This window comes from Streptomyces sp. MP131-18 (assembly GCF_001984575.1).
In the GTDB taxonomy this organism is placed as follows: Bacteria; Actinomycetota; Actinomycetes; order Streptomycetales; family Streptomycetaceae; genus Streptomyces; species Streptomyces johnsoniae.
This window is the reverse complement of sequence record NZ_LZNS01000001.1, coordinates 5198652-5210868: the sequence shown is the minus strand read 5'-3', so window position 1 is coordinate 5210868 and position 12217 is coordinate 5198652. Positions and strand designations below refer to the sequence as shown.

At 71.0% G+C, this 12217-nt stretch carries 13 protein-coding genes; 9 read left to right on the top strand and 4 right to left on the bottom strand.

Translation table 11 applies throughout. The features are described from left to right. Positions 1-17: 17 nt before the first annotated feature. From ehuB to STBA_RS23625, 5 genes are all read left to right on the top strand, one after another. Positions 18-923, top strand: a complete 906-nt coding sequence (gene ehuB, locus STBA_RS23645) for an ectoine/hydroxyectoine ABC transporter substrate-binding protein EhuB (RefSeq protein ID WP_077061162.1) — start codon at positions 18-20, stop codon at positions 921-923. A 2-nt stretch (positions 924-925) separates the two neighbouring features. After that, entirely contained in the window at positions 926-1672 is a 747-nt protein-coding gene (gene ehuC, locus STBA_RS23640) for an ectoine/hydroxyectoine ABC transporter permease subunit EhuC (RefSeq protein ID WP_171987897.1), read from the top strand. Continuing rightward, positions 1669-2322 carry an ectoine/hydroxyectoine ABC transporter permease subunit EhuD gene (gene ehuD, locus STBA_RS23635; protein WP_077061160.1) on the top strand — a complete coding sequence of 218 codons (654 nt, stop codon included), beginning with the start codon at positions 1669-1671 and terminating at the stop codon, positions 2320-2322. The genes ehuC and ehuD overlap by 4 nt, the downstream gene beginning before the upstream one ends. Continuing rightward, positions 2306-3124 carry an ectoine/hydroxyectoine ABC transporter ATP-binding protein EhuA gene (ehuA, locus tag STBA_RS23630; protein WP_077061159.1) on the top strand — a complete coding sequence of 273 codons (819 nt, stop codon included), beginning with the start codon at positions 2306-2308 and terminating at the stop codon, positions 3122-3124. Before ehuD ends, ehuA begins: the two co-directional genes overlap by 17 nt. Before the next feature lie 149 nt (positions 3125-3273). Beyond that, a complete protein-coding gene (locus STBA_RS23625) occupies positions 3274-4032 on the top strand; it encodes an IclR family transcriptional regulator C-terminal domain-containing protein (protein WP_077061158.1) in 759 nt (252 codons plus the stop codon). Positions 4033-4070: 38 nt separating this feature from the next. On the opposite strand, the gene STBA_RS23620 is transcribed toward STBA_RS23625, so the two are convergent. Beyond that, positions 4071-4385, bottom strand: a complete 315-nt coding sequence (locus STBA_RS23620) for an antibiotic biosynthesis monooxygenase (RefSeq protein WP_077061157.1) — start codon at positions 4383-4385, stop codon at positions 4071-4073. A gap of 93 nt (positions 4386-4478) precedes the next feature. Next, positions 4479-5207: a TetR/AcrR family transcriptional regulator gene (locus STBA_RS23615; protein WP_077061156.1), complete on the bottom strand. Its 729-nt coding sequence runs from the start codon at positions 5205-5207 to the stop codon at positions 4479-4481. A 161-nt stretch (positions 5208-5368) separates the two neighbouring features. Here STBA_RS23615 and STBA_RS23610 point away from each other — a divergent pair, with 161 nt between their 5' ends. From STBA_RS23610 to STBA_RS23595, 4 genes are read left to right on the top strand one after another with little or no spacing between them, the layout of a single operon-like run. Then, positions 5369-5971: a (2Fe-2S)-binding protein gene (locus STBA_RS23610; protein WP_077061155.1), complete on the top strand. Its 603-nt coding sequence runs from the start codon at positions 5369-5371 to the stop codon at positions 5969-5971. Beyond that, a complete protein-coding gene (locus STBA_RS23605) occupies positions 5968-6951 on the top strand; it encodes a xanthine dehydrogenase family protein subunit M (protein WP_077061154.1) in 984 nt (327 codons plus the stop codon). The genes STBA_RS23610 and STBA_RS23605 overlap by 4 nt, the downstream gene beginning before the upstream one ends. Beyond that, complete coding sequence (locus STBA_RS23600) at positions 6948-9146, top strand: xanthine dehydrogenase family protein molybdopterin-binding subunit (protein WP_077061153.1); 2199 nt, start codon at positions 6948-6950, stop codon at positions 9144-9146. The genes STBA_RS23605 and STBA_RS23600 overlap by 4 nt, the downstream gene beginning before the upstream one ends. A gap of 5 nt (positions 9147-9151) precedes the next feature. Then, on the top strand, positions 9152-10273 hold the full coding sequence (locus STBA_RS23595; protein WP_366510926.1) for an XdhC family protein: 1122 nt from the start codon (positions 9152-9154) through the stop codon (positions 10271-10273). A 19-nt stretch (positions 10274-10292) separates the two neighbouring features. Here the strand turns inward: STBA_RS23595 and STBA_RS23590 are convergent, their stop codons facing one another. After that, a complete protein-coding gene (locus STBA_RS23590) occupies positions 10293-11591 on the bottom strand; it encodes a serine hydrolase domain-containing protein (RefSeq protein ID WP_077061151.1) in 1299 nt (432 codons plus the stop codon). A 162-nt stretch (positions 11592-11753) separates the two neighbouring features. Next, positions 11754-12182, bottom strand: coding sequence for an OsmC family protein (locus tag STBA_RS23585; protein WP_077061150.1), 429 nt, complete (start codon positions 12180-12182; stop codon positions 11754-11756). Between the last annotated feature and the right edge of the window lie 35 nt (positions 12183-12217).

Below are 12217 nucleotides of genomic sequence, written 5' to 3'. Positions count from 1 at the left end.
TGGGTAGCCGCGCGGCCATGGCTCCACCAGAGAGAAAGTATCCGACATACACACGAAGAGCCGGAGGGGTCAGCCGCCGTTCGCTTCTCGCGGGGGCTGCGGCTCTGGGCGCGCTCGGGGCGGCCGGCTGCAGCCGGGTCGCCGCCGAGGGCACGGTCGAGGGGGGTGATCTGCTGGAGCGGCTGCGTGACCGCGGCAGCGTCAAGGTCGGCATCGCCAACGAACCGCCGTTCGGCTACATCGACGACCAGGGCGAGGCAACCGGCCAGGCGCCGGCCATCGCCAAAGTGATCTTCCCGAAGCTCGGGGTGGACGACATCATCCCGGTATCGGTCGACTTCAGTGCGTTGATCCCCGGGCTGAAGGCCCAGCAGTTCGACGTGGTCTCCGCCGGCATGTTCATCAATCCGACCCGCTGCGCCCAGGTGCTGTTCGCGGACCCGGACTACCTGATGATGGACGCGTTCATCGTGGAGGCGGGCAACCCGGAGAACATCACCTCCTACGAGGACGTCGCCGAACGGGGACTCCGGCTCGCCACCGGCCAGGCATACGCCGAGATCGCATACGCCGAGGACGCGGGCATCAACGACCTGCTGATCCTCCCCGACCAGGTGGCCGGCCTCGAAGCCGTCGCGCAGGGCCGCGTCCACGCGTTCGCCGGCACCAACGTCACCGTCAAGGGCGCGGTCGAGGGCAACAACCGGGTGGAGGCCACCGAGCCGTTCCAGCCGACCCTCGGCGGGGAGCCCGCGTACGGCGCGGGCGGCTTCGCGTTCCGCCAGACGGAGAAGAACCTCAGGGACGCCTTCAACGAGGAACTGCACCGGCTCAAGGACAGCGGAGAACTGCTGGACATCGTCGCCCCGTTCGGGTTCACCGAGCAGGAGATGACGGATCTCACGGCAGAGGAGCTTTGCTGATGATGACCGAAGGGATGTTCACCAACTACTTCCTGCCGGGTATCTGGATCACCATTCAGGTCACCGTCTTCAGCGCCCTGCTCGCCGTGGTCGTCGCCTTTGTCATCGGCACGTTGCGCACGTCCCGGCTGTGGATCGTGCGCTTCCTGTCCGGCATCTACTTCGAGCTGTTCCGCGGTACGTCGTCCCTGGTCCTGATGTTCTGGCTGGTGTTCGCCGTCCCCCTGATGTTCCGGTGGCAGTTCGTCCCGATGTACGCGGGCGTGCTGGCGCTGGGGCTGACGTACGGAGCCTACGGCTCCGAAGTGGTGCGCGGCGCGCTCGCCGCCGTACCGGCCGCCCAGCGCGAGGCGGGAGTCGCGCTGGGCTTCACCAAGTTCCAGCGGCTGCGGCGCATCGAGATTCCGCAGGCGTGGCCCGAGATGGTGCCGCCGTTCAACAACCTGCTGATCGAGCTGCTCAAGGGCACCGCGCTGGTGTCCACCATCATGGTCGCCGACATGACCTACGCGGCGAACCTGGTCCGCATCGGAAGCAACGAGAGCGCCCCGGTCTACACCCTGCTGCTGGTGCTCTACTTCGTCTTCGCGTTCGTCCTCACCCGTGGGATGCGCGTGCTGGAACGGCACGCCAAATCCCGCATCGGCCAGGCCCCGCCGCGCGGCGACAGCCTGTGGTCGCGGCTCACGCTGCGTTCGAACGCCGGTGAGGGCACCGGCGCACTGACGGCGGGGGGCACGAGCCGATGACCTGGGACTGGAACGTCGTCGACGACTTCATGCCGCGGTTCTGGGACGGGGTGCTGCTCACCCTCCAGGCCCTGGTCCTCGGCAGCCTCATCGCCTTCAGCCTCGGCCTGGTGTGGGCCATCGCGCAGCGCTCGCGGTTCGCCGCGGTCCGCTGGCCGGTCAACATCATCACGGAGTTCATCCGCAACACGCCGCTGCTGGTGCAGCTCTTCTTCCTCTACTACGTGGTGCCGGAGTGGGGCCCGTCCCTGACGTCCCTGACGACCGGGATCATCGGCCTCGGTCTGCACTACTCGACGTACACCGCCGAGGTGTACCGGGCCGGCATCGGCGGTGTGCCGACCGGGCAGTGGGAAGCGGCCACCGCGCTGAGCCTCCCGCGCAGCCGCACCTGGGCCGCGGTGATCCTGCCGCAGGCCATCCGCCGGGTGGTGCCCGCACTGGGCAACTACGTCATCGCGATGCTGAAGGACTCCCCGCTGATCGCCATCATCGGGGCGCTGGAAATGTTCGGAGAGGCCGAGAGCTTCAGCAACGAAACGTTCACGTTCGAGGCATACACGATCGTCGGCATCGCCTTCATCCTCATCGCCTACCCGGCCTCTCTGCTCATCCGCCTTCTGGAGCGTCGTCTTGCCATCACCAGCTGACACCCCGAGAGACAGCAACTCCGCCAGCCGCGCCAACGGCGCCGAACTGGTCCGCTTCGACAAGGTCACCAAGCGCTTCGGCGACGTGACCGTCCTCGACCAGCTCGACTTCTCCGTCGACACCGGAAAACACGTCACCCTGATCGGGCCCTCCGGCTCCGGCAAGACCACCATCCTGCGGCTGCTGATGACGCTGCTCACGCCCGACGAGGGCACGATCAAGGTGGACGGGGACTACCTCAACCACGAGGAGCGGAACGGCACGCTGGCCAAGGCCGGCGAGAAGCATGTCCGCGAGGTACGCAAGAAGATCGGCATGGTCTTCCAGCAGTTCAACCTCTTCCCCAACATGAAGGTGCTGCGCAACGTCACCGAGGCGCCGGTGCACGTCCTCGGCATGTCCAAGGACGAGGCCGATCAGCGGGCCAGGGAACTGATCGAGCTGGTCGGCCTCTCCGAACAGCTCGACAAGTACCCGAGCCAGCTCTCCGGCGGCCAGCAGCAGCGCGTGGCCATCGCCCGCGCGCTGGCGATGCGCCCCCAGGTGCTGCTGCTCGACGAGGTCACCTCGGCCCTCGACCCCGAACTCGTCGCCGGTGTACTCGACGTGCTGCGCGACATCGCGCACACCACGGACATCACCATGCTCGTCGTGACCCACGAGATGAGCTTCGCCCGCGACATCTCGGACGCGGTGCTCATGTTCGACAGGGGAAAGATCGTCGAGTCCGGGCCGCCGGACAAGATGTTCAGCGAGCCTGAACACGAAAGGACACGGGAGTTCCTGAGCACGGTGCTGTAACGAACGCGGGGCGGTCCGCGCGGCGGCGCGGTCCGGCGCGGTCCCGCACGAGCCGTGCGGACCGCGCCAACCCGCCGCCCCGCAACGCCGCCTGTCGCTAGGCTGGTCCCATCCGCTGCCCACGTGGAGGCGAGCAGGAGGAGGACGAATTGGCGACCACGTCCGGGCGGACCGCCCCGTTGCAGTCCGTGCGCCAGGCCTTGCAGCTGCTGGAGGCCATCGCGAGCCGGCCAGACGGCATGCCCGAGGAGGAGCTGGCCCGGCGCTCGGGCCTGCCGCCCGCGGACCTGCCCGAGCTGCTCGGCCTGCTGTGCCGCGACGGCTACCTCCGACGCCTCACCGACGGCGGATACGCAGCAGGACAGACCCTGCTCGCCCTCGGCTCCGCCGAGGAGCGGCGGCAGGTGCGGCAGCGGAAGCTCCAGGCCGCCCTCGACGCGCTGCGCGACTCCATCGGCGCCGCGATCTACCTGGCCAGGTACACCGACGGCGAGCTGATCGTCACCCACACCTCGGACACCCCGCAGACGCCGCTGGTCAACGAGTGGGTGGACTTCCGTTCCGCCGCCCACGCCACCGCGATCGGCAAGTGCCTGCTCGGCCAGCTCGACCACGACGGACGGCAGGACCACCTCACCCGCCACCGCGCCGCCCGGCTCACCTCCCGCACGATCACCGACCAGCGGACGCTGCTCAGCTCCCTGGACCGGCAGCCGGCGAGCATGCCGGTCCTCGACCTCCAGGAGTACGCCGTCGGTACCCTGTGCGCCGCCGTCCCCCTGACCGCCGGCTCGTCCGTCGCGTGCCTGGCCCTCTCCCTGCCCGTCGGCCAGGCCCACCGGCTCCGCCGCGCCGCCGAATCCCTCAACTGCCAGGCGGCACCGACCCTGCTCTCCCTCGCGCTGTAGCGAAAGCGGGAAGCGGGAAGCGGGAAGCGGGAAGCGGATCAGCCCGCCGCCCGTGGCCCGGCCTGCTGCACCACCTCGAACGACCACAGCTCGGCCCCCGACGCCGCCGGCCGGCCGCCACCACCCCGGTGCGCGTCCCGCATCGGCCCGTTGAGCCAGTTCTGGAAGTCCTCCTCGCTGCGCCAGCGCGTGTACACGAGGTAGGTGTCGATCCCCTCGACCGGCCGCAGCAGCTCGAACCACTCGAACCCGTCCTGCCCCTCGACGGCCCCGGCCCGCGCCCCGAACCGCTCCTCCAGCACCTCCCGCTGCTCCTCGGGAACCGTCAGCACATTGATCTTCACCACGGACATCGGTAACTCCTCACCCACGACGGAGGCCGGACCTCCCGGCCACATACGAGCAGTCTGCTGCACCGGACTTGTCGCCGAGCTCGGCGGCGGCCTTCAGCTTGCCGCCGAGGGCATCGAACGTGGGGTATGGGCGGCGACGCGGTCCATCCACTCGGTGAGCAGGGCACGTTCGATGCTGGTGAGGGCGCTCAGCTGCGGCACGATCGCGCGCAGCGCCACCACGGTGCTGATCGGGCTCGTGTCGGTGGGCTCGCGGGGGCCGGTGGTGACCGCGGCGATGGCCGACTCGCGGGCCATGGCGGACAGCGCGGGATCACGTTCGTCCTCCGGCAGCGCGATGAGTGTGAACGTCATACCGCATCCCGCGGAGTGGATCAGGTGCGCGGCGCGCTCTTCACTGACCCGCAGCCGGCCGGCCTCCGCGATCCGCCTGACCCTCTCGGCCAGCACAGCGGCGGCGCGCCGGGCAGCCGGTGTCCTGACCCCCGGCCGGCCCTCGCCGTAGATCAGCGCGTAGCAGGCGGGGTGGGTCAGACCGAAGCCGACGTGCAGGTCCCAGCCACGGCGCAGGTCCTCCACCGGGTCGGCGGTCTCCGGCAGCGCCGCCTTGTCGCTCAGGTAGCTCCCGAATTCGTGGCTGGCGACCGCGTCGAGCAGCCCGCTCTTGTCCCCGAAGAGCCGGTAGAGGGTGGGCGACTGCACGCCGGCCGCAGCGCACACCGCCCGGGTGGAGACCGCTTCGCGCCCCCCCTCGGCGAGGAGGCCGGCAGCCGCGCCGATGAGCCGTTCGCTGATCTGCTCGCGCGTGAGATCCCGCTCCATGATGGCAACGGTAACAGCGTCGGCGCATCGATGACATTGACGTTGACAACAGAACTCCGTTGCCGCCGTTGCGTTATCGATGGCAACGTGCTTTCGTTGACATCGACAGCGCCCGCCGAGCGCGTCGCCAGCTCCGTCAACTGCCAAGGAGACAGAGACGCATGTCGGACATGAGCAAGGATGGGCACAGCCGCCGCAGCGTACTCAAGGCCGGCGGTGTCACCACCGCCGCGCTGGCCGTGCCGGGCGGAGTGGCGGCCGCCGCCGCACCGCCCGAGGGCACGGCCCCGGCCTCGACGGCCGAGGTGACTCTTACGGTCAACGGCCGGCCGCATGCGCTCACCATCGAGTGCCGGGTCACCTTGCTGGACGCGCTGCGCGAGCGTCTCGGCCTGACGGGCACGAAGAAGGGCTGCGACCGCGGCGAGTGCGGCGCCTGCACGCTGCTCATCGAGGGCGAGCGCGTGAAGTCGTGCATGACCCTGGCCGTCATGGAGGACGGCCGGGAGATCACCACAGTGGAGGGCCTGGCCCGCGGCGACGAACTCCACCCGGTACAGGAAGCGTTCATCCGCCGGGACGCCTTCCAGTGCGGTTTCTGCACTCCCGGGCAGATCATGTCCGCCGTCGCCTGCATCAATGAGGGCCATACCCGCTCGTGCGAGGAGATCCGCGAGTGGATGAGCGGCAACCTCTGCCGCTGCGGCTGCTATCCGAACATCGTCGACGCGGTGCGGGACGCCGGGAACGGAGCGGGCCGGTGAAGCCCTTCGACTACGCGCGCGCCTCGCGTCCGGCTCAGGCCGTCGATCTGGTCGCGTCCCGTGACGAGGCGGCGTTCATCGCCGGCGGGACCGAGTTGACAAACCTGATGAAGGACGGCGTCCTCGCCCCCGGCCTGGTCGTGGACGTCAGCGGGCTGCCACTCTCCGACATCGAACTGCACGAGGGCCGGCTGCGTATCGGGGCTACGGCTCGGATGCGGCAAGTGGCCGACCACCCGATGGTCCGGGAGCGGTTCCCGGTGATCTCCGAGGCCCTGCTGGCGTCGGCATCGCCGCAGGTACGCAATCGGGCCGCGATCGGTGGCAACCTCCTACAGCGCACCCGCTGCGGCTACTACCGCGACGTCGGCAGCCCGTGCAACCGGCGCGAGCCCGGCAGCGGCTGCCCGGCCATCGACGGGCAGAACCGGCAGCACGCGATTCTGGGCGGCAGCGATCACTGCATTGCCGTGCATCCCTCCGATCTGGCGGTCGCACTGAGCGCCCTGGACTCCGTCGTGCTCACCCTCGGACCCGACGGCCGCCGCTCGATCGCGCTCAAGGACCTCCACCGGCTGCCCGGCGACACCCCGCACCGGGAGACCGTGCTGCGGCACGGCGAGATGATCACCGGGCTCGAAATCCCCGAGTCCCGGGCGGCCCGTAACTCGCGGTATCTGAAGCTCCGCGACCGGGCCTCGTTCGAGTTCGCCGTGGTCTCCGTGGCCGCCGCCCTGACGCTGCGGGGGCGCGTGGTGACGGACGTCCGGCTGGCCTTCGGCGGCATCGCGCCCCGCCCCTGGCGCTCGGCCGCGGCCGAGCGCGCGCTGCGCGACCAGCCGCTGACCGACGCCACCGTCGCCGCGGCGGGCCGGGCCCTGGTGCGCGACGCGGAGCCACGCGAGCACAACGCGTTCAAGGTGGAGCTGGTGCAACGCGCCCTCGCCGACATCCTCAGCGACCTGGGAGGCAACCGATGAGCTCGATCGTAGGCAGCCCTGTTCCCCGGGTCGACGGGCGCGCCAAGGTCACCGGCGCGGCCACCTACGCCGCGGACGCCGAGGTCCGCGGAGCGCTGCACGGCCTCCTCGTGCTGAGCACTGTCGCCTCCGGACGCATCACCCGCATCGACACCCGCGAAGCCGAGCGCTCGGCCGGGGTCGTCGCCGTCTTCACCCACCGGAACATGCCGCGCCTCGCGCGGCCCGAGTACATCGGCTTTCTCAAGGGCTTCATCCCCGTGCAGGACCCGGACATCCACCACAGCGGGCAGCCCGTGGCCTACGTGGTCGCCGAAACACTGGAAGAGGCCCAGCACGCGGCAACGCTCGTCGGCGTCTCCTACGACGCACGCCCGCCCCGGGCCGTCGTGGCCGACGCGATGGACGAGGCATACGTTCCTCCGCCGGGCCTGTCAGGACCCAACGAAACGACCCGCGGGGACGTGGCGGCAGGGCTGGCGCAGGCCGATGTCCTCGTCGACGTCACATACACCACGCCCATGCACCACCACAATTCCATCGAGCCGTCCACGACGACCGCCGACTGGGACGGCGAGCGGGTGACGGTGTACGAATCCGCCCAGGGCGGCCACGCCACCAGGATCTGTATCTCAGAGGCACTCGGCGTTCCCCCCGGCAACGTCCGGGTGCTGTCGCCGTTCCTGGGCGGAGGCTTCGGTGCCAAGGGCCCGGTGTGGCCGCACACCCTGCTCACCGCCGCAGTCGCCCGGGAGCTGCGGCGCCCGGTCAAGCTCGTACTGGCCCGCGCCCAGACCTACACCTCCCACGGGCTCCGCGCCGAAGCACACCAGCGCCTGCGGATCGGAGCCAGGCACGACGGCACACTCACCGCCATCGACCATGTGAGCACCAGCCAGGTCACCCGCACCGAAGAGGGCGTGTTCTCCCAGAGTCAGTCCAGCCGCATCCTGTACGCCTGCCCCCACGTGCACGTCGCCCAGCGGGCGGTCCGGCTCGACCTTCCCGCGCCGAGCTTCATGAGACCGCCGGAGTCCGTCGGCGCCTTCGGGCTGGAGTCGGCCCTCGACGAGCTGAGTTACGCACTGGGCATGGACCCCATCGAACTCCGGCTGCGCAACCACACCGCTGTCAACCCCGAGACCGGCGAACCCTTCGGCAGCAAGCACCTGCTCGAGTGCTACCGCCGGGGCGCCGCCGCGTTCCGCTGGACCGAACGCGATCCGCGTCCGAGGTCGATGCGCGACGGCGACACTCTGATCGGCTGGGGCATGGCCACCGCGGCGCATACGGCGGGCGGCAGGCCGGGGGCGGGCGCCCGGGTGGTGCTCTCCCCCGCGGGCAAAGCGGTGGTCCAAGTCGGCACCCATGACATCGGCACCGGGACCTACACCGTCATGTCCCAGATAGCCGCGCAGACCCTGGGCCTGGAGCTGGACGACGTCGACTTCCAACTCGGCGACAGCGACTACCCCTTCGCCTTCATGTCCGTCGCGTCCGCCACCGTTCCCGGCGTCGGCGCCGCGGTCAACCGGGCCTGCACCACGGCCCGCCGGTCGGTGATCGACCTCGCGGTCACCGACCCGCGCTCCCCCTTGCACGGCATTCCGGCCGAGCAGATCACCGCGGAGGCCGGGTTCCTCCGCGCGACCGGCGACTCCCGGCGCCGCGAACGCGTCCGTACGGTCCTCGCCCGGCACGGCGAGCCGGTCGAGGCCACCACCGAGCCCGTGCCCATCCCACCCGGCTACTCCGTCGGTGCGGAATTCGCCGAGGTGCGTGTCGACCCCCGGGTCGGCCGGGTCCGGGTGACCCGCATGCTCGGGGCGTACGACGCCGGCCGGGTCCTCAACCGCAGAACGCTGCGCAGCCAGGCGCTGGGTGGCGCCGTCTGCGCCCTCGGCTTCGCCCTGACCGAGCACACCGTGGTCGATCCCCACCGGGCCCGGATCGTCAACCCCAATCTCTCCGGCTACCTGCTGCCCGTCAACGCCGACATCCCCCACGTCCAGGCCCTCTTCATCGACGAGCCCGACCCCACCAGTGAGGCACTCGGCGCACGCGGCTTCGGCGAGACCCCGGGCACCGGGATGACTGCGGCGATCGGCAACGCGATCTACCACGCCACCGGGCGCCGATTCCGCGACCTGCCCATCACTCAGGACAAGCTGATCCGAGGGGCGAACACCCTGTGAACGCCATGTGGGAGCAACTGCACCGGCTGTGGGAGGCCGGCACTCCGTGCGGGCTGGCCACGGTGGTCTCCACATTCGGCTCCGCCCCGCGCCGCCCGGGAGCAATCATGATCTGCACCAAGGACGGCACGGTCGACGGCAGCGTCTCCGGCGGCTGCGTCGAGGGCGCCGTCCACGACCTTGCTCAGCAGGCCATCAAAAGCGGCACCACCGTGCTCGAACGCTACGGAGTCAGCGATGACGACGCCGGAGCCGTCGGCCTGACGTGCGGCGGCACCATCGAGGTGCTCGTCGAGCGCATCGACCGGCGGTCCTTCGCCGAACTCGGCGTCATTGCCGAACGTCTGCGCCGCGGCACCGCGGTCGCCATTGCCACGCTCCTCGAGCCTTACGGGTCCGCGCGAGCGGGTGCCCATCTGGTGTGCTGGGCCGAGGGCACCCTGGGCACCATCGGCAGCCTCGCTCTGGACGGAGAGGTATCGGCGGCTGCACGGCGGCTGCTGGCCCGGGGCCGCTCCGGCACATTCCGACTCGGTCCTGCCACCGCGGACTCGGGCAGCGGTGCGCGGGTATTCGTCAACTGCCTGACGCCGCCGCCGCGCCTGCTGGTCTACGGCGCCGGCGACTTCGCCGCCGCACTCATCCGCCAGGGCGCCCTGCTCGGCCACCGGACCACCCTGTGCGACGCCCGGCCCGCCTTCACCTTCCCCGAACGTTTCCCCGGCGCCGACGAGGTCATCGTCGCCTGGCCGCACCGCCACCTCGTCGAGCAGGCCGCGGCCGGCCTGCTCGACCACCGCACCGCGGTGGTCTCCCTGACGCACGATCCGAAGTTCGAGATACCGCTGCTGGACACCGCCCTGCGGCTGGACCTGGCCTACGTCGGCGCCCTGGGCTCCCACCGCAGCATCGACCGGCGCACGACATCGCTGCGGGCCGCCGGCCTGCCCGAGGACCGGCTGGCCCGGCTGCACGCCCCCATCGGCCTCGACCTCGGCGGCAGCGACCCGGCGGAGACAGCCCTGTCCATCGCCGCCGAAATGGTCCTCGTGCGCCACGGCGCCCGGGGCACCCGCCTGTCCGAAACCACCGGCCCCATCCACCGGGACGCCGCGTCCGTTCCCTGAGCGGCCCGCCGCCGGGCCGCTACCGGGGCGCGCCGGTGGCGGTGCCCGCGCCGGGGAGGGGGGTCGCGGAGGATGCCGCGAGCCGCGGGAGTGCGGTCGGGTCCGGGATCTCCGTTCCGCACAGTGCCACGTTCAGGTGCTGGACCAGCGCGGCGTCGGCCGGGTGCGGTTCCAGCATGCCGTCCTCGCCGACCGTCTGGTACTTGGTCAGCGTGGAGCCGACGGCCACCTGCCGCCCGCCGTCCGGGTCGGCGAACGCCATGGTGCCGGCACCCCACACCACACCGTCGTGCCCCCAGAACGTGCCGCACGTGAACTGCGCCGGGTAGATGCCAAGTCCGTACGCGCCGACCACCTGCCCCGCCGCGTCCTCGACGGGCACGGTGCGCTGCATCTCGGCCAGTTGCTCCGGCGGCAGCAGCGTGCCGTCGAAGAGAGCGGCGTAGAAGGCGTCGAGGTCCGCCGCGGTGGACACCAGCGCCCCGGCGGTCCAGAACCACGACGGGTCGTAGGTGCGGTAGTCGCGCGGCGGGTCGAGCAGCCCGTAAAGCGCCTCGTACATGCCCGCGTGCGGCCCGCGGATCGCGGCCGTCCGCGGCAGCGAGGTGTGGCGCAGGCCCGCGGGGGCGATGACCCGTTCCGCGAGGTAGTCCTCGACGTCCTGGCCGGTGACTTCCTCCATCAGGAGCCCGGCGATGATGTAGTTGGTGTTCGAGTAGGCGTGCCGCTCTCCGGCGGCGCCCGTGGGCGGCGCGGCGAGCCCGATCCGCACCAGCTCTTCCGGCGCGACGCGGTCGAGGCGGTTCTCGTCGAGACTGGCCCCGGAGCCCTCGCCCAGGGAGGGGAACGCGCCGGCGACGTAATCCCCGATACCGCTGGTGTGGTTGAGCAGCATGCGCACGGTGACCGCGCTGCCCTGCGCCTCCGGCAGCAGCCCGGGCAGGTACGCGCCGACCGGGGCGTCCAGGTCCACCCGGCCCGCCGCGACCTGCTGGAGAACGGCGACGGCGACGAAGCTCTTGGTGACGCTGCCGACGCGGTGCCGCATCTGGGGCGTGGTGGGCCGGCCCGTCGTGACGTCGGCGACTCCGGCGGCCCCCCGCCAGCGTTCCCCTGTCCCGGTGTCGGCGGCCGAGTAGAGACCGTGGATACCCGCCTCGTGCACGGCCTGGAGGGACGCGTCCAGTGCCGCTTCGTCCAGTCCGGGCGACGGCACCGGTTGGGCGTGGGCGGGCGCGGCGACGAGCAGGCCGGCGAGCAGGGCTCCGGCCGTCACACCACCGATGGCGTGGCGCCGCGTGAAACGTCGAACTGTCATGTCTCCCGTCCCGGCAGGGGTGGATCTTGTCCAGCTCATCATGCGGCACCCCGACGGCATCCGGCGTCCCCCGGCAGGAGGAGGTCCTGCCCCCGTGCGCCGGGCGGAACGACGGACGTCCCGGCTCCTGGTGGCGGGGCCGGGACGTCGGAAAGGGCGGGATCAGTCGAGCAGTTCGGCTTCGAGGGTGATCGGGGCGCCGGCCAGGGCCTTGCTGACCGGGCAGTTCTCCTTGGCGGTCCGGGCAGCCGTCTGGAAGTCCTCGGCGGAGAGCCCCGGCACCCGCGCCTTGACGGACAGCGCGATGCCGGTGATCCCCTCACCGGGCTGGAACGTGACGCTGGCCTGCGTCCGCACCGACTCCGGCGGGGTGCCCGCACCGGCGAGGCCGTGCGAGAGCGCCATCGAGAAGCACGAGGAGTGGGCCGCGGCGATCAGCTCCTCGGGGCTGGTGCGCCCGCCCGGCTCCTCGGCACGGGACGGCCAGGAGACGTCGAACTTCCCGACACCCGAGGAGTCGAGCTCGACGGTGCCGGCCCCCTCCATGAGGGAGCCTTCCCAGTTCGTGGTCGCGATGCGTGTGGTTGCCATGATCGATCCTCCTGGAGGAACCCGAGCAGCAGGTC